Source organism: Serratia sp. X10 (assembly GCF_017811775.1).
GTDB lineage: Bacteria > Pseudomonadota > Gammaproteobacteria > Enterobacterales > Enterobacteriaceae > Serratia > Serratia ureilytica.
In genome coordinates this window covers 743724-761746 of the sequence record NZ_JAEIOH010000002.1, presented here as the reverse complement: position 1 = coordinate 761746, position 18023 = coordinate 743724, and the positions used below count along the sequence as shown (strand labels likewise).

The window sequence follows — 18023 nt, the reverse complement described above, 5'->3', positions numbered from 1 at the left end:
TATTAACAAAAACAAAATTGATCCGGCCAGGATATAAGTCAGCATGCACTAATCCTGAAAATGCAGATTTATCCGCTTGTCAGCGAAAATATCGAAATAACGTCAGCGTGCGATTAAGTTATCTATCAGAAAACTCATGTTTAATGGTTCTTTCGATTGCCAAATCAAGTTCGACCGGCGCCACGAAATTATTCTGCACATTGCTTTTAAATTGCGTTCTGGCGCAGAATTTCTGCACTCTGACGCGACTGATTGGGAATTTCTTGCGACTTATTTTACTCACGACATCCAATGCGGTTGCACCGCATATTCCCAAGGCGTAAGGAATGCGAATCGTCTTATTTTCTCTGCCCAATGAAGAGGAAATAACGTCGACCAGCTGATTCATCGTAAAGTCCGGTTTATCGACATAGTTGCTGACCTGATAACTGGACTGCTGATCCAACGCATGCTCCAGCCGTGCAGCAATATTCTCGACGTAAGCCATCGACTTCATATTATTGCCGCTGCCAATCATCACGAAACGGCCGCTGGCGATCTGGCGGAACAGGTTATACACGTTGCCGCGGTTGCCTTCGCCGAACACCACCGTCGGACGGATGATGGTCAATTTATTTGCGGCGTCTGCCTTGCGCCAGGCCTCATAAACATATTCCGCCTCGAGCTTGGACTTGCCGTAATGGTTGAAAGGTTCGAAACGCCCTTCTTCGCCGGTTTCCTGCTTGACGAACCCGTAAACGGCGACCGAGGAGGTGAAAATGATTTGGCGGATATTCAATGCAGAGGCGGTCATGCAGACATGACGTGCGCCTTCGACATTGACCTGATAATAGAGCGAAATGGGATCGACATTGTCCTGATGCTCCGCCGCCAGATTAATGATGGCGTCACAACCCGCCAGCGGTCCTTGCAACGTCTGGGGTTGAGTCACATCGCCATACTGATAAAGGGATGGAAAATGTGCACTGGGTTGCTTATCGACGATGACCAATGTCAGATCATCGCGCTTACTGAGACGTTTCGCCAGGCGTGTTCCGATAAAACCGGAACCCCCGATAATAGCTACTTTACGCTTATCCATAATTTGTCACTCAGCAGGTTCTCATTATTCCCGTCACCCGATTGGGACAGGCGCTAATACGCGTTAGGTAATGAGTTCCAGACTGGACAAATCGAACCTGGCTTTCAAATAACAAATAATGAAATAAAAGATTTCATCAAATGTAAAATTATCGCTATAGATAAAACCTCATTCAGCGCTAATTTTTAACATCGTAAGCAACTTGATATTGCAAGGTTTTATTCGGCAATATGAGATTAATCCGACCTTTACCGGTGGAGGAAGAGGTCTCATATTTTACCGGCAATTTCAGCTGGCCTTGCTTAGGATCGACACATTCGATGGTGGCCTGATCCATGTTCTCTCCCTGGTACAGACAGAACAAAGTTTGCGGGCTGTTGGTATGGGGATTATTCAGCGTCAGCGTCAACACCACGCGCGTGTTGTTCTGAATATCATTGATCACCGGCGGACGGGTTTGGTTGCCCAGGACATATGAAAAATGTGAAATAACCAGTAACGAGGCGAACACCGTCAGGTATTTCACCACGCGACTGGCAGGCACGCTGAAAAAGCGGCGCACGGATACCGACTTCTTTTCATGTGCCGGATCTTGAGAGGAATCCATCGCCGCAACAGGCGCAGAAACGAGGGTCGATTTGCGCGGCTTAACTATTTTCTCGTCGTTGGCTACAGGCGATTCATTTTCACTTTCAGAAAGTTCCGCTTGAATATCAACGTCAATATCATTGTTTCCGTTTAATATATCATCATCGGCGTAGTCTTCATCTTCAGATATAAAGTGAAAAGCCGCTTGATTTTCCACCTTGTAACCCAAGCGTGGAATGGTTCTGATAAGCGTGTGTTCCGAATCGCTAATTTTCTGACGAATGGATTTAATTGTTTGATTTATCGTCGAATCTGAACAATAGGTTCCTTTCCAGATATTTTCTATAATTTCCGTTCGGGTAACCAGCTCGGGGGATCTGGCGACAAGCAGCGAAAGAATTTGATACTCCTTCCAACGCAGACGGAATTTCTCCCCGGCAGGAGTCAGAACATCGAGATTCCTAATCTTTATTCTTTTATCAAGATTCACTTTTAATTTCCTTAGCGTGCCTGTCCTGCACACTTTGTATAGAAATATCAAAAAATGTTCAAGAAATTAAATGTAAACTCAACAGGTTGCATTCATCGGATATTGGCTTTTATAAAAATTTTCTGATTTCATTTTTTACATTAAGCCTTATTCAGGATGTTCCGTTTATCCAAACGACTCTATTTCCCTGTTGGCAACATGGATTTCTTTCCTGGCTACCGTAAAATTCAAACTAGCACCTCTTTGATTTAGAAAGAAAAAACTAACGGCGCTGCTTGATTGTTAATCGAATGAAATTGTGAAATTTCATTCCGCGCCCTGAATTCATTCTGTTTTTCCACCTAATCTGAACGTCAGATAGACTACAAAAAGACGGAAAAAACAGAATGAGAGTTATCTGATTTAACTCCGGCTTTCATTCCATCCAACGGGCGCAGCATCTAAGACAAAACCCTATTGCTGATTTTATAATACGCACATCAATTAGGTATTCTCCTAAGCAATTTCATTTAAACGCTGGAAAAAGCATTAATTGTTTAATAGTAAGAACACGCTCAACAAAACGAAAAAACCGCGTGAATAATATAAACCTTTTGTGAGAAAGGATTCATACATTGAGAGATATAACTATAAAAAAAGAAAAAAACGGCAAGCGGGGGTGAGAATTTTACCTAAAGGCAGAAAATTTCACTGAGGAGGAGAAGAGAGAACTTTCGGTATGAACGAAATATCCCTCCCCTGTCGGGAGGGATAGAGAAAGTCGTTTGACACTCAGGCTTTTTTCTTGCGGCCATACACCGCCCAGGTGATCACGACGCACAAAATGTAAAACACCAGGAACACTTTCATCGCGCCCGCAGGTGAACCGGTCAGCGCCAGTGAGGTGCCAAAAGCCTGCGGAATGAAGAAGCCGCCGGCGGCGCCAATCGCCGAGATAAAGCCTAACGCGGCGGCGGAATCGGTTACCGCCTCACGCTGCGCGCTTTCATCGCTGCCGCCGGCCGCTTTAACGCGATCGACGGTAATTTTGCGGAAAATAACGGCGATCATTTGGAAAGTCGATCCGCTACCCAGCCCCGCAGTGAGGAACAGCACCATAAAGATACCGTAGAAGGCGATGAACGACCCGCCCTCGCCCGCACTCGGCAAGGTCAGGAACAACAGCGCGGCAAAAACGGCCATGACCACAAAGTTGATCAACGTTACCCGCACACCGCCGAAACGGTCAGACAACGCGCCGCCGACCGGCCGCGCCAGCGCCCCCAGGAACGGCCCGAAAAACGCGTAATGCAGGATCACCACGTCGGGGAATTGCGTCTTCGACAGCATGGCGAAGCCGGCGGAGAAACCGATGAAAGAGCCAAAGGTCGCGAGATACAGCAGGCTCAGCATCCACAGATGCCCACGCTTGAGCACCGGCAGTTGCTGACGCAGCGATGCCTTGGCCGCCGCCAGATCGTTCATGCCGAACCAGGCCGCCAACGTGCCGACCAGCAGGAATGGCACCCAGATCCAGGCGGCGTTTTCCAGCCACAGCTGGCCCCCCTCCACCTGGTTTTGCGCCGTGCCGCCAAACAGGCCGAACAGGCTGAAGGAAATCGCCAGCGGCGCGACCAGCTGCATGACGCTGACGCCCAGATTGCCCAACCCGCCGTTGAGCCCCAACGCCCCGCCCTGACGCGCTTTCGGGAAGAAGAAGCTGATGTTGGCCATACTGGAGGCAAAGTTGGCGCCGGCGAAACCGCACAGCAGGGAAATAATGACGAACACGCTGTACGGCGTACTGCTGTCCTGCACCGCAAACCCGAGCCACAGGCAGGGCACCAGCAGGAAACAGGTGCTGATGGCGGTCCAGCGACGGCCGCCAAACAGCGGGATCACGAAGGAATACGGTACGCGCAAAATGGCGCCCGAGACCGACGGCAGCGCCGTCAGAAGAAACAGCTGGTCGGTGGTAAAATTGAAGCCGACCTTGTTCAGGTTAACCGCAACGGCGCTGAACAGCATCCAGACGCAAAAGGCCAGCAGCAGACAGGGAATGGAAATCCACAGGTTGCGGGTGGCGATGCGCTGGCCACGCTGCTGCCAAAAAGCGCTGTCTTCAGGGCGCCAGTCCTGAATCAGCGTACCGGTTTTCTTTGATGAAGGCGTTGCAAGTTGCGACATAAAAACCTCAGACACGGGGGATCATTCCGCACACCCTAGGGGGCGGCCCCGACGGCAAAGTTGATGTATATCAACCCGCATGCAAGTAGTTGGCGGCGGAAATGGCGCCCTCATCCCCTTAGGGGTACGCCCTAACCAAAAATTAAATCTATTTAAATCAACAAACTAATCACTATCACTTTTGTTTTCTTGCCGTCTCAACGCCCCCCTGGAAACTAATGGGTACTTCATTCGAGGTATGGGGTTATGCGCAGGGATAATCAAAAATACGGCTGAATCGTGACTTGTTTAGCCCCATCGCCGCCTTCGCCCCTGAGCTTCAGCGGCGCCAAACGCCAGGAATCCGCACTTATGAAACGCCTGTTGGCCCCGCTTTCGATCGTGAATCAGGTCGCCCTGCTGATGTTGCTGTCGGGCATGCTGGGCGTGGCCGGCATGGGGATTTCCGCCTGGATGTCGCAAAGCATTCAGGGCAACGCGCACGCCATCAACAAGGCCGGCTCGCTGCGCATGCAAAGCTACCGGCTGCTGGCGCAGGTGCCGCTGGATGAACGGCACGAAGCGCTGATCCGGGAACTGGAGCGCGACGAAAACAGCCCCGACCTGCAGCGTTCGGTGGAGCAGGAAGGGTTGACGCAGCCTTTCAACGCCCTGCGCGACTATTGGCAACAGACGCTGCAACCTCGCCTGCGCAGCGCGCAGCAGCCGGCCGACGCCTCGCCCCAGGTCGCGCACTTCGTGCGGTTGTTGGATAAGCTGGTGTCGGATATCGACAGGCAAACCGAACGCCGCCTGCTGATGGTGACGCTGGTGCAGGCCGGTTTTATCGCGCTGACGCTGCTGCTGTTGATCGGCACCACCTACTACCTGCGGCGCCGGTTGCTGCATCCCTGGCGGCAACTGGTGGAGATGGCCTTGGCGGTAGGCCGCGGCGATTTTAGCCGCCGCTTTGCGCAGCGCGGCCATCAGGATGAAATGGCGTCGCTCGGCGGCGCGTTGAACACCATGTCCGACGAGCTGTCGGCCACCTACAGCGGGCTGGAGCAGCGCGTGGCCGAGAAGACCGCCGACCTGCAGCAGAAAAATCAGGTGCTGAGCTTCCTCTATCGCGCCAGCCGCCAGCTGCACGCCAACGAGCCGCTGTGCAGTCGCCTGACGCCGCTGCTCAACCAATTGCAAACCCTGACGCCGCTGCGCGCCATTCAGGTACGGCTGTATGAAAACGACAGCCGGGAACCGCTGCTGCAGCTGAGCGGCAACCAACCGCTAAGGCCGGAGCATTGCCATAACCCGGTGTGCAGCGCCTGCCTGAACGACAGTGACCGCCAGCATCCCAACAATCCGTCGCTGAGCTGGAGCCTGAGCGACAAGCTCGGCGACTACGGCGTGATCGTAGCGCAACATGCGCCGCAGCAACCGCTGAACGATGAACATCGCCAACTGATCAATACCCTGGTGGAACAGCTGACCAGCGTGCTGGCCATCGAACGTCAGGTCGACCACCAGCAGCAGCTGATGCTGATGGAGGAGCGGGCGGCGATCGCCCGCGAGCTGCACGACTCCATCGCCCAATCGCTCTCGTGCCTGAAAATGCAGATCGCCTGTCTGCAGATGCAGGGGGAAACGCTCTCTTCCGCCAGCCAGGCGCTGGTGCAACAGATGCGTGAAGAGCTGAACGGCGCTTATCGCCAACTGCGCGAACTGCTGACCACCTTCCGGCTGCAGTTGACCGAACCGGGTCTGCTGGCGGCGCTGCAATCGACGGTGGCGGAGTTCAACCCCAAACTGGGCCTGACCATCAGCCTCGATTATCAGCTGGGGCCGCGCACGGTGCCGGCCTATCAGGCCATACACCTGCTGCAGATCGCCCGCGAGGCGCTCAGCAACATCCTTAAGCATGCCGCTGCCAGCGAGGTAAGCATTCAGGTCATCAATAAACGCGGCGAAGTGACCCTGAGCGTATGCGACAACGGACGCGGCCTGCCGGCCGAGACCTCTCGCCCCGACCATTACGGCTTGATCATCATGCGCGATCGCGCCAAGAGCCTGCACGGCCGCTGCGACATTTTACCGCGCAGCGGCGGCGGCACCGAGGTGCGGGTCAGCTTCACGCCGGATAACCACGCCATCGACTAACGGAGACATCATGACGACAGAAACCGCCGCCACCATCTTACTGATTGACGACCACCCCATGCTGCGCAACGGCGTAAAACAGCTGATCGGCATGGACGCTCGCCTGCAGGTCATCGCCGAGGCCAGCAACGGTGAACAAGGGGTCGCGCTGGCGGAGCAGCACGATCCGGATCTGATCCTGCTCGACCTGAACATGCCCGGCATCAACGGGCTGGAAACGCTGGATCGCCTGCGCCAGACCGACCTGTCGGGGCGCATCGTGGTATTCAGCGTATCCAACCATGAAGACGACGTCGTCAGCGCGCTCAAGCGCGGCGCCGACGGCTATCTGCTGAAAGACATGGAGCCGGAGGATCTGCTGAAGGCGCTGCATCAGGCGGCGGCCGGACAGATGGTGCTCAGCGAAACGCTGACGCCGATCCTCGCCGCCAGCCTGCGGGAAAACCGCCCAAGCGCCGAGCGCGATATTCAGCAACTGACGCCGCGCGAACGGGATATCCTGAAGCTGATCGCCCAGGGGCTGCCGAACAAGCTTATCGCCCGCCGCCTGACCATCACTGAAAGCACCGTCAAGGTACACGTCAAACACCTGCTGAAAAAGATGAAGCTTAAATCCCGCGTCGAGGCCGCCGTGTGGGTGCTGCAGGGTAAAAACGGTTAATCGTCGCCGTACAGCGGCCCGGTTTGCGCCGGGATCGGCGGCGGCGTCAGGGTTTGGATCGGCAGCTGATCCGCTTCATCACCGGCGGTCGCCGTCAGCGGCGGCGCCACTTTCAGTTCTATCCAGTTGGACGTCACGCGCTGCTGTTTGTCGTCCTCCAGCGTGACCGACAGCCGATAGCTGTTGGCGGCGCCCGGGGTGTCATCCCACGGCGGCACGATCGCCGTCCAGCCCTGCGGGTCGTTGGCATTGTGCGGCGGCGTCAGGCTCAGCGCCTGCGTATCCCCCTGCCAGCTGACGTGAGAAATCCCGCGCAACGCCTTGATTTCCAACACCAGCGGCACGGTTTCCCCCGCCTGCAGGCTCCACGGCGGTGTGGCCAGGAACACCTGCAGCGTCTTGCGCTGGCGGAACTCCAGCACCGGCACGTTTTTACGTTCGACAGGATCGTAGCGGCTGCCGCGCAGCGACTTGGCCTGCGCCACATACTCCGGCGAAATCTGCTTGACCAGCGGCACCCCGAGCCGGTAGCTCAGCGCCAATTCCACCTGATCCTGGCTCTGCCCGCCCGCACCAATCTTATGCAACGCCTTCATCGTCACCAGCGGCACCGGGGTATAGTTGAGCCCCAGCTGCATCGCGCGCGGATCGTTCTGTTTTTTGCCGCTGCCGAACAGATCGACATTCTCGCCCAGGTACTGTTCATAGCTGAGCGAACCGCCGATTTGGCGATAGAACGGCAAATAGCCCTGCGTCGTGATGTCGTAACCGCGCGCCGGACGGCTGAAAAATACCCCATCGCCGGGCTGTTGCGACAGCGCCGACAGCGGATAGTAATAGTTGGTGGAGAAACGCAGGTAGTCCCCCCAGGCTTCCGCCCCCACGCTGCCGCGATTGCGTTGCCGGGCGAAATCGCTGTCGAGCGCCGTGTTGTAACCCAGCAGCCAGTCACCGGCGATCCAGCGTTGCCCCAGTGCGACATTGCCGAGCGCCCCAGCGCTTTGCTGCAGCCAGCCGATTTGGCTGTAGGTCAACAACCCGTCGACATCGTACAACGGACTGAAGAGCTGGCCGTTGCTGCCGGTAAAATCGCCCTCACCGTTCATCTTCAGCGACAGCCGGGCGGTTCCCAACGGAGACAACAGTTCTTGCGCCTGTTGCTGCAGCGCGTCGGTCGCCTGGCCCAGCAAATAATCTTCAGCGCGGCTGCGCATCTGCTGACGTGAAACGTTGTTCAGATCTTTTTCGCCGAGCTGTTTGGCCATCTCGGCCCACTGCTTCTCGCGTGCGGCGTCGTCGGGCGCACCGCCCAGTTCGGGCAAGTTCGCCGCCGGATCTGCGCCGGCCTGTTCGGAAGAGATAACGCTGTCCGGCGCCGGTGGGGATTCGGCACACGCGGGCGCCGCGCCGGCCAGCCACACCAGCGGCCCGGCCAGCCACGCCGTCTGGCGTCGGCGCCAGGATCGTTTTTTAGTCTTGATGAGTACTGCCTGAATGACGTCTTTCATGACACCGTTGGCTTCCCTCCTTCCTGGAGCACGCCAACCCACTGCTTTGCCGCCGCCATTCCCGCGACAGCGCTGAAAAACCTCACGCCCCCAGCCCGGCGGGGGCGCCTATATCCTCATAGCCTAACGGCTTGACGAGCAGAAACAATAGGATAAACCCCAATCACGCCTGAGTGACGCCGTCACCGAATGCCGTTTACTGCCCCATTCCGGTCGCCCGCTGAATTCACGCCATTTTAGCGCCGATTTTGCCGATAAAAAGCGCAGCGGCCACTGCTGCGCGCCACCGCGCAGGGCATTGTATACCCCTGCAATACGCAGCTTGGCGATGCGAACGCCTGCGCATTCCTCACAACCAACTGCGTTTTCTCCTGATGAAATCAGCATTTTGCCGTTATTTTAGCCGTCTGTTTTACGCCTGACGGAGTCTGGATGTTGCTTTCTTTACTGTGGCACGCGCTGTTTTTCACCGCGCTGCTGTCGGCGGGCCTGATTGCCTTCGCGCTCATCACGTGGCTGGAACGCGTGGAGGGCGTCAACGGCCGCCCGCAGAGGTTGCGCCTTCAGGGGCCCCTGCTGACGGCCCTGGGGCTGGCGTTGGCGACGCTGCCCCTGAGCCTGGCGGCAGCGCCTCGATGGGGGTTAGCGCCGGCCACAGCGATCCTGATCGCCCTGGCCTGGCTGGACTGGCGCCACCGGTGGCTGCCGGATCGACTGACTCAGCCGCTGCTGTGGGGCGGGCTGCTGTGCAATCTTGACGCTCGCTGGGCGCCGCTAGAAGACGCCGTGCTGGGTGCCATCGCCGGTTACGGCGCGTTATGGCTGCTCAATGCGCTCTACCGGCTGACGCGGCGGCGTAACGGCATCGGCCAGGGCGATTTCAAACTGCTGGCGGCGCTGGGCGCCTGGCTCGGCTGGACGATGTTGCCGCTGCTGGTCTTTCTGGCGGCGGCGTTCGGATTGGGCGTCGCGTTGGCGCGTGGCCTGCACAACCGCCGTGCCTGGCGAACGCCGCAACCGTTCGGTATCGGGTTAGCGGCGGCCGGCTGGCTATGCCTGCTGACCGGTCCCGGTTCACCTGGCCCGCAGTGGAATTTCATTTATTTCACAGCATCAACCCCATATGAAATCGAGGCAGAACGCGGTTCTGCGCGTTTCGCACCGTTTTTACCCAGCCTCGCCGACGGCCATTTTTCCGCTGCCGGCCAGGGATGATAACCCGGTGAAATTTTGCCTATTTCACCAAAACTCACTGTGTCCCTTTAGACCCCGGTGTTATGTTCCCCAGCTGGATCACGCCATGGAGCATCCCATGCAAAACCCGGTCAGGCCACTCGCCGCCCTTCCCGACAGCGAACAGGCGCATTCTTCCGTGCAATGGCTGCTGCTGGGCGCCGTCGCCATCACAGGCGTTTGGTTCGCCCCCTATTTATCGTTGGTGATTTGCAGCGGCTTGATCGCCGCCTTTATGCTGCTGCGCCAGCAACCCGATCGCGTGCTGAGTCTCACCGCCTTCCTGCTGCTGACCGTGATATCCGCGGTGCCGCTGGCGACGAAGAACCTCGAGCCGGTGATGAACGACAAGGTGAACTACTACCTTGAGATGCAGCAGTACAGCGGCTACGGCCTGATGGACTGGCTGGCGCAGTTTTCCGGCACCGACTTTGTCTCGCACCTGTTGTTTAAACTGACTGCCACCTGGTTTGGCGTCGGTAATGGCGCATTCGCCGCCTTCTTCCTTATCAGCTTTTCGCTGCTGGCGCTGGGCGTTTACCGCCTGTCGCGCACTTACTTTGCCGTGATCCTGTTTTTGTTCTGCTGCCAGTACAATTTCCAGGGGCTGTACGGCAACCTGTTGCGGCAGGGGCTGGCGCTCTCTTTCCTGGTGCTGGCCGTGTCGGAACAGCACCGCGGCCGCATGCTGCTCTGGATCGTGATGGCGTCCTTCAGCCATTTTTCCGCTTTCCTGTTTCTGCCCTATCTGCTGCTGCCCGCGCGCTGGCGCACCGTGGGCACCCTGCCGGTGCTGGCGCTGTTCGCCGCCTGTTACCTCGGCGGCGCGGTGCTGATGCCTAAACTGATCGCCGTCGTCGGCAACGACTTTGTGGCCTCGCGCGCCGAAGCCTACGTCAGCGGCGACTTCGGTAATAACCCGGTGCGCAAAATCCAAATCACGCTGCTGTACGTCGGCGTGGTGGAGGCGCTGTATCAATTCGCCCGCTACAAGTTCCGCACGCCATCGCCTCAGTTTGTACAAGCCGCCTATGCCGTGCGCCTGATGTTCCTTTATAACTGCGCGGTGTTCTTCGCCACCATCAGCTTTGAAGAGGTGGCCAACCGCTATTCATTCAACATGATGATCTTCGTGCTGATCTTTATGGTGATGGTATGCGGCAATCTGAAAGACGCGGTAAGCCGAGTGCTGCTAACGTTGCTATGCTTCTCGCTGGGCATCGCGTCCTATCTGTATATCAACCAGGTCGGCGTGCAGCAGTTTTGGTACGGCGATCTGCAGGCGCTGGTGACCGACAGCCTGCCGACAATCCTCAATAAGCTGAATCTCGCCGGCACGCCGTGGTGAGCTCGCCGCGTTAACACCGGCCAGGCCCCCTTCTCCTCTCGGCGGCGAGGGGGCATTTTTCGTTCACGGCTGCGTTTTATTCACCCGATCCAGATACAGCATGCTGTTGGCGATATCCACCCGGGCATCTTCAACATTGTCCCGTAATGCCACCAGCGTTTGCCCCTGCAGCGCCAGCACATAAGGCGAACTGGCCTGCAGTTCCCGTTGCAGCGCGGCGTAACGTGCGCTGCGCGCTGCGCTGTCGCCTTCCGCAGCCGCCGCACGCGTTTCCGCGCTGATGGCGGGAATGCTCCACTGGGTGCGCCAGGCCAGGGTCTTCGGCCCGCCCGGCACATTATAGGCAAAGGCGCTGGCGTTGGTGTTCGGATCCAGATAGTCGGCGCCCCAATAGGTGAAGATCGCCTGGAAATCGCGGCCGCGCATCTTGCCCCACAGGTCGCTCTCCACCACCGGATGAATGTCCAGCCGCAGCCCAGCCTGCGCAAAGCTGGCCTGCAGCGCCTGCGCGATGTCGGTATACGGCGGCTGGTTGATGACGATCAGGCTGATGCTTGTGCCCTCAGCGATGCCGGCATCGCGCAGGATCTGTTTGGCCTTGTCCACATCGAGCTTAAACGGCCGCTCGTTGAGCGCACCGTCCAATCCCTGCGGCAAGAAGGCCTGATGCACGCGATATTGCCCTTTCAGCAACCGTTCGGCGATGCTCTGATAATCCACCAGCCAGCGCGCCGCCTGCCACAGCGCCGGATTGCCCAGCGCCGGGTTGTCTTTGCTGCCGGTATTGAAACCGAGGTAATACACCTTGGGCGCATCGGCTTGCTCAATGTGCACGCCCGGCGCCTTGCGCAGCGAGTCGAACTGGTCGGCGCCCAGATCGTAGGCCACGTCGGCATCCCCCTTCAGCAACAGTAAACGGCGGGTGCCGGCGTCGCTGACGTTCTTGAATAACACCGTTTTCAACCGGGCCGGCGACGGCGCGTAGTCGTTGCGGCCAAACAGCAGCGCCTCATGCGGCACATAGTTATTCACCCGATACGGGCCGCCGCCGGCCGAATGGTTGCGCAGCCAGGCGTTCCCGAAGTCCCCCTGCTGCGCGTGTTCGCTCAACAGCTTCTCATCCACGATCGAGGCCACGTTCGCCGTCAGCAGCCGCAGCGCCAGCTCGCTACCGATGTTGGCCGACCAACTGAGCTGCACCTGGTTATCCCCGATCTTCTTCAGCTGCTGCTCGACGTTATCCGGCGTCCAGCCAAACTCAGCGAGAATAAAGGACGGCGCCTTGTTCAGCTTCACCGCACGCACCAGTGAGTAAATCACGTCCTCGGGACGCAGCGGATTGCCGGAAGCGAAACGTTGCTGCGGCTTCAGGGTAAAGATCAGGCTGCGCCCATCGGCGCCCGCTTGCCAACGGGCGGCGGCGTCCGGCGCCAACTTTTGCGGCGCACCGCGATCCGGCGCCACCAGGCGCTGATAGAGATTGACCAGATTGGCCGAGCTGACGGTTTCAAAGCTCTCCGCCGGATCGAGGCTGATGATGCCCTCCAGCGAACTGACCACCACCAGGGTATCCGGCGGGGTGGCGGCCTGCGCGCCGAAAGCGGTCGCCAGCGCGCCATACAATAAGGTTGGGATTAACCGTTTCATCGATACACTCTCCACAATCACGCGGTTGCGTTGTTTTGCGAGTGTAGGGGGTAAGAATTAACAGAAGAACGACGATAAATTGCTTTATTTATTACCAAGATGGATATGCCCGCCGCGTTAGCGGGCACAGGTTTAAATGATGATACGGCCGTGCGCCATCGCTACCGCGCGATCGCACATGTGATCGATGACGTTCGCATCGTGGCTGACCAGCACCAGGGTCAGATCGCCCGCCTGCTTCAGCTCGTTGAGCAGGTTGAGGATCTCCGCCTGTACCGACATATCCAACGCCGAGGTCGGCTCATCCAGCAGCAGCAGCTTCGGCCGCAACAGCAAGGCGCGCACGATCGCCACGCGCTGCCGTTGGCCGCCCGACAGCTGGTGCGGATAGCGATCCAGCAGGCGCGGATCCAATCCTACCTGGCGAAAGCCCGCGCTGATTTTGCGTTCGATGTCGCTTTCCTGCAGCAGGTTGAGCGGTTCCGACAACGTGCGCAACAGCCGGTGCTTGGGGTGAAGCGAAGCATAAGGATCCTGAAACACCATCTGCACTTCACGCCGCAGTTCGCCGGTAAACGCCTGCCCCGGCTGCAGCCGCCGCCCGAGCAGTTCAAAACCGCCGCGCCAGCTGTCGTTCAGCCCGGCCAATACCCACAGCAGCGAGGACTTGCCGCAGCCGGAAGGCCCCACCAGGCCGAAGCACTCGCCCGGTTCGATACGCAGGTTAACGTCGTGCACCACGGTGCGCTGTTCATAGCCCTGGCGATGGCTGACGCTGAGGTTCTCCAGTGCAATCACGCTCATTTCAATGTCTCCAGCAACGCGCGATCCAGCACCGGCAGCGGCTTGCCGCGCGTCTCGCGGCTCGGCCGACACGCCCACAGCGTGCGGGTATAGGGGTGCGTGGCCTGCGCCAGCTCTGCTGCCGGCAGCTGATCCAACAGCTCGCCTTTGTACATCACCAGTACCCGCTCGCAGTGGTGCGCCACCTGCTGCAGATCGTGGCTGATCAGGATCAGCCCCATATTGCGTTGCGCCACCAGATTTTCTATCAGCTGCAGCACCTGATCGCGCATCTGGTGATCCAGCGCCGAGGTGGGTTCATCGGCAATCAGCAGCTGCGGATCGTTGATCAGGGCGATGGCCAGCATCACCCGCTGCCCCATCCCGCCGGAGAGCTGATGCGGATAGCGGCGACACAGCGCCACCGGATCGGGCAAGCCCACCGCCGCCAGCATCTCCAGCACTTTCTCACGCCGCTCGGCGCGGCTCAGCTTGGCATGCAACACCAGCGGCTCCTCCACCTGACGGCCTATCGGCTGATTGGGATTCAACGCATGCTTGGGATCTTGCATCACCATCGCCACCCGGTCGCCGCGCAGGCGGCTCCACTGGCGCTCGCTCAGGCGCGTCAAGTCTTCGTCGCCCAGCGTCAGGCGCTGCGCCCGCAGCTGCAACGGCAGCGGCAATAGCCCCATCAACGCACGCGCGGTCAACGATTTGCCGGAGCCGGACTCACCGACCAGCGCCAACCGCTCCCGCCCCATGCAGAACGAAATATTCTTCACCAGCGCCGCCGGCTGCGGCCCCGGCAAGCCGATCGCCAAACGTTCAACGGTCAATAAGGTGTTATCAGTGCCCATGACGAGGATCCATTTTATCGCGCAGGCCATCGCCCAGCAGGTTAAAAGCCAGGCTGGCGAACAGGATCGCCCCGCCCGGTGCGGCGGCGACCCACCATTGATCGAAAATCACTTTACTGCCTTCGGCCACCATCGAGCCCCATTCGGCGGTCGGCGGCGCGACGCCCATGCCGAGAAACCCGAGGCCGGCGGCGGACAGGATGATGCCACCCAGGCTCAGCGCCGCGCGCACCACCGCGCTTGGCAGGCATAAAGGTAAAATGTGGCCGACCATCAGCCGCAGCCCGTTGATGCCCTGCATGCGCGCCGCCGCCAGATAATCGCTGCGGCGCAGCGCCAGCGTTTCGGCCCGCGCCTGGCGGGCAAAGGCCGGCCAGCTGGTCAGTGCCAGCGCCAGCGCGCCGTTCATCAGCCCCGGCCCCATCACCGCCACGAACGCCAGCGCGATCACCAGGCTCGGCAACGACAGGAAAATATCGGTCAGACGCATCAAAATGCGTTCTGCCCAGCCGCCGAGATAACCGGCGCAAATGCCCACCAGCAGACCGATAGGAATGGTCAGCACCAGAATCAGCGACACCAGAATCAGCGTCGGCCGCGCGCCGTAAATCACGCGGGAGAGCAAGTCGCGGCCGAAACCGTCGGTGCCCAACCAATGCGTGGCGGAAGGCGGCAGCAGCCGCAGCTCGATATGCTGCAAATTGGGATCGAAAGGCGCCAGCCACGGGGCCAGCAGTGCGGTGACGATCAGGATCGCCACCAGCGCCGCGCCGAGCGTCAGCGTGGTCAGCCGCTGACCGGTGCGATAGCCGACGGCCGGCTCGCTTTGCGGTTCGTGTTCAGAGAGATATTGGCTCATCGGGTTCGCGGATCCACTAGATAGGTCAAGGCATCGGCCAGGGTATTCAACAGCACGAAACAGGTGCCGATCAGCAGCGTGGCGCCGAGGATCGCCGGGGTGTCGGCGGCAAACAGCGCCGAGGTCAGATAGCGCCCGACGCCGGGCCAGGCGAACACCGTTTCGGTCAATACCGCGCCCTCCAGCAGGCTGGCATAGGAGAGAGACAGTACGGTGATCAGCGTCCCCAGCACGTTGGGAAACACGTGGCGCAGCAGAATCCGCAGGCGGCCGGCGCCTTTGGAGCGCGCCAGCGTCACGTATTCCTTGTTGCACTCTTCCAGCATCGCCGCGCGCAGCAGCCGGGTGATGCCCGCCATCGACAGCAGCGCCAGCGCCACGACCGGCAGCCACAGGTGGCTGATGGCGTTGTTGAACATCTCGCGATCGCCGGACAGCCAGCTGTCAATCAACACGAAACCCGTACGCGGCTCCATGCTGTACAAGTAAATGTCATCCAGGCGCCCCGGCCCCGCCGACCAGTGCAGCGTGGCGTAGAACAGCAGCAGCCCCAGCAGGCTCAACCAGAAAATCGGCACCGAATAACCCACCAGCGACAGCAACCGCGCCGCATTATCCAGCCAGCTCCCCGGTTTGAGCACCGCCAGGAACGCCAGCGTAATGCCGCCTAACGCGCCGAGAATAATGGCGCAGGTGGCCAGTTCCACCGTCGCCGGGAAGGTACGCAACAGATCGCTCAGCACCGGCTGGGCGGTAATGCGCGAAATGCCCAGATCGCCGTGCGCCAGGTGCACCAGATAGCGCCAAAATTGCACCGGCAGCGGCTGATCCAGCCCCAGGTCATGACGCACCTGCGCATAGGTGGCTTCGCTGGCGTGATCGCCCGCCACCTGCAGCGCCGGATCGATCGGCGCCAGGTGCGACAGCATAAAGGTGAACAGCAGCAGGCCGAGCAGCGTTAACGCCAGCGACAGCACGCCGCCGAGCAGCCGCCCGCCCCAGCGCCAATACCGCCGGGCTAGCCCGGCGGAGGCGGAGAGTTCAGCGGCCATTACTTGCTGACCTTGCTGTAGAACACCATGTCAGGGTTGATGCCCTGCACATAGCCCTTGAGGTTGTCACGCACCGCGATCAGGCTGCGCGCCTGCAGGCCGATGACAAACGGCGAGCTTTGCTGCACCTGTTTTTGCAGTTGCTGATAGTCGGCCACCCGTTTGGCGGTGTCGTTTTCCGCTGTGGCGGCCAGCGTCAACTTGCTCAGCGCCGGGATCTGCCAGTTGGCTCGCCAGGCCAGCGTCTTGCTGCCGTCCTCCGGGTTGTAGGCAAAGGCGGCCGCGTTGGTGTTGGGATCGAAGTAATCCGGCCCCCAGGAGGTCAGCGTCGCATCGTAGTTAAGCGCTTTCACCTTGGTGGAGACCTGCGAGCTGATGCCCGGCACCAGTTCGACCTTCACGCCGCCCTGAGCAAAACTGGCCTGCAGCGCCTGGGCGATATCCAGGTACGGCGGCTGGTTGTTGACGTCCAGACGGAAACTGACGTTGCTCAGCCCCGCCTTGGCCAGTATTTCTTTGGCTTTCTGCGGATTGAAGCTGTATGGCTGCTCCTTGAGCGCCCCCAGATAACCGTCCGGCAGGAATGCCTGATGGCTCTGGAACTGCCCTTTCAGCAGATCGTCGGCGATGCCTTGGTAATCGAACAGCCAGCGCGCCGCCTCCCAAAACGCCGGGTTGCCGAGCGCCGGCGACGCCTTGGCGTTGAACTGCAGGAAATAAAGCGAGGCGTAAGGAATGGCCAACGGTTTGACGCCCGCCTTGCCCTTCAGGGCCGCCATCTGGTCCGCCCCCAGGTTGCGGGCGATATCGGCATCGCCCTGCTCGATCAGCAAACGGCGCGCGGCCGGATCGGGCACGTTTTTGATCAGGATGGTTTTCAACGTCGGCGCCCCTTCCGGCGAGCCGGGGTTCGCGTCCAACACCACCACTTCGTGCGGCACGTAGGTGCGGATTTTGTAAGGGCCGCTGCCGGCGGAGTGGCTGTTCAGCCATTGGTGCCCCAGATCGTCGCCCTGCTGGTGCGCCAGCGCCTCTTTGGCGTCGACGATCGAGGATACCGGTGCCGACAGCAGGCTGAGCACGAAGGCCGGGCTGACGTTTTCATCCCAGCTGATTTTTACCGTATGGTCATCCACCTTGGTCAGGTGTTGATCCACGTTCTTCGCGTTCCAGCCCAGCTGCGTCAGGATAAACGACGGTTCGAGATTGAGTTTCACCACCCGTGAAAGCGAAAAGATCACGTCCTCCGGCCGCAGCGGGTTGCCGCTGGCGAATTTGGCGTCCGGGCGCAGGCTGAAGGTCAGGCTGCGGTTATCGGCGCCGGCCTGCCAACGGCTGGCCAGGGTCGGTTTGAGATCGACGGGATTGTGCGGATCGGACTGGATCAGACGTTGATACAGGCTGTTGAACGACTGCACCGTGGTTAACTCAAATCCCTGAGCCGGGTCAAAGCTGACCACGTCATCGATAGACTGCGCGATCACCAACGTGTTGGCCGGCGTCGCCGCCTGTACGTCAACGCTGGCCGCCACGGCCAAAAACAGCAAAGAAGGAACGAGCGCTTTCATCTGAAACTCTCCAAGCGGATGGAATTTATAATAATTTCGCGAG

At 59.2% G+C, this 18023-nt stretch carries 14 protein-coding genes; 4 read left to right on the top strand and 10 right to left on the bottom strand.

Features of this window, described 5'->3' with window-relative positions:
- Positions 1–118: 118 nt before the first annotated feature.
- From J9788_RS08995 to J9788_RS08985, 3 genes are all read right to left on the bottom strand, one after another.
- Complete coding sequence (locus J9788_RS08995) at positions 119–1081, bottom strand: NAD(P)-dependent oxidoreductase (RefSeq protein WP_046896623.1); 963 nt, start codon at positions 1079–1081, stop codon at positions 119–121.
- Positions 1082–1259: 178 nt separating this feature from the next.
- On the bottom strand, positions 1260–2159 hold the full coding sequence (locus J9788_RS08990) for a helix-turn-helix domain-containing protein (protein ID WP_182264282.1): 900 nt from the start codon (positions 2157–2159) through the stop codon (positions 1260–1262).
- Between the two features lie 771 nt (positions 2160–2930).
- Positions 2931–4325: a NarK family nitrate/nitrite MFS transporter gene (locus J9788_RS08985; protein WP_182264281.1), complete on the bottom strand. Its 1395-nt coding sequence runs from the start codon at positions 4323–4325 to the stop codon at positions 2931–2933.
- Positions 4326–4676: 351 nt separating this feature from the next.
- Between J9788_RS08985 and narX the strand changes: the two genes are divergently transcribed.
- Both narX and narL read left to right on the top strand, forming a co-directional pair.
- Complete coding sequence (narX, locus tag J9788_RS08980; RefSeq protein ID WP_046896620.1) at positions 4677–6461, top strand: nitrate/nitrite two-component system sensor histidine kinase NarX; 1785 nt, start codon at positions 4677–4679, stop codon at positions 6459–6461.
- 10 nt (positions 6462–6471) lie between these two features.
- Positions 6472–7122, top strand: coding sequence for a two-component system response regulator NarL (gene narL / locus J9788_RS08975; RefSeq protein ID WP_033643446.1), 651 nt, complete (start codon positions 6472–6474; stop codon positions 7120–7122).
- On the opposite strand, the gene J9788_RS08970 is transcribed toward narL, so the two are convergent.
- Positions 7119–8630 carry a YchO/YchP family invasin gene (locus J9788_RS08970; RefSeq protein ID WP_046896619.1) on the bottom strand — a complete coding sequence of 504 codons (1512 nt, stop codon included), beginning with the start codon at positions 8628–8630 and terminating at the stop codon, positions 7119–7121. The two genes, narL and J9788_RS08970, sit on opposite strands and share 4 nt — an antisense overlap.
- A gap of 432 nt (positions 8631–9062) precedes the next feature.
- Between J9788_RS08970 and J9788_RS08965 the strand changes: the two genes are divergently transcribed.
- Together J9788_RS08965 and J9788_RS08960 are read left to right on the top strand one after the other, a co-directional pair.
- On the top strand, positions 9063–9845 hold the full coding sequence (locus J9788_RS08965) for an A24 family peptidase (RefSeq protein WP_182264280.1): 783 nt from the start codon (positions 9063–9065) through the stop codon (positions 9843–9845).
- A gap of 97 nt (positions 9846–9942) precedes the next feature.
- On the top strand, positions 9943–11211 hold the full coding sequence (locus J9788_RS08960; RefSeq protein ID WP_046896618.1) for an EpsG family protein: 1269 nt from the start codon (positions 9943–9945) through the stop codon (positions 11209–11211).
- Positions 11212–11274: 63 nt separating this feature from the next.
- On the opposite strand, the gene J9788_RS08955 is transcribed toward J9788_RS08960, so the two are convergent.
- From J9788_RS08955 to J9788_RS08930, 6 genes are all read right to left on the bottom strand, one after another.
- Positions 11275–12858, bottom strand: a complete 1584-nt coding sequence (locus J9788_RS08955) for an ABC transporter substrate-binding protein (RefSeq protein ID WP_182264279.1) — start codon at positions 12856–12858, stop codon at positions 11275–11277.
- 132 nt (positions 12859–12990) lie between these two features.
- A complete protein-coding gene (locus J9788_RS08950; RefSeq protein WP_182264278.1) occupies positions 12991–13662 on the bottom strand; it encodes an ABC transporter ATP-binding protein in 672 nt (223 codons plus the stop codon).
- Positions 13659–14501, bottom strand: a complete 843-nt coding sequence (locus J9788_RS08945; RefSeq protein ID WP_182264277.1) for an ABC transporter ATP-binding protein — start codon at positions 14499–14501, stop codon at positions 13659–13661. Before J9788_RS08945 ends, J9788_RS08950 begins: the two co-directional genes overlap by 4 nt.
- Complete coding sequence (locus tag J9788_RS08940; protein ID WP_046687287.1) at positions 14491–15360, bottom strand: ABC transporter permease; 870 nt, start codon at positions 15358–15360, stop codon at positions 14491–14493. Before J9788_RS08940 ends, J9788_RS08945 begins: the two co-directional genes overlap by 11 nt.
- On the bottom strand, positions 15357–16412 hold the full coding sequence (locus J9788_RS08935) for an ABC transporter permease (protein WP_182264276.1): 1056 nt from the start codon (positions 16410–16412) through the stop codon (positions 15357–15359). Before J9788_RS08935 ends, J9788_RS08940 begins: the two co-directional genes overlap by 4 nt.
- Positions 16412–17980 (bottom strand): ABC transporter substrate-binding protein, encoded by a 1569-nt coding sequence (locus J9788_RS08930; RefSeq protein ID WP_046896613.1) that lies wholly within the window; start codon positions 17978–17980, stop codon positions 16412–16414. Before J9788_RS08930 ends, J9788_RS08935 begins: the two co-directional genes overlap by 1 nt.
- Between the last annotated feature and the right edge of the window lie 43 nt (positions 17981–18023).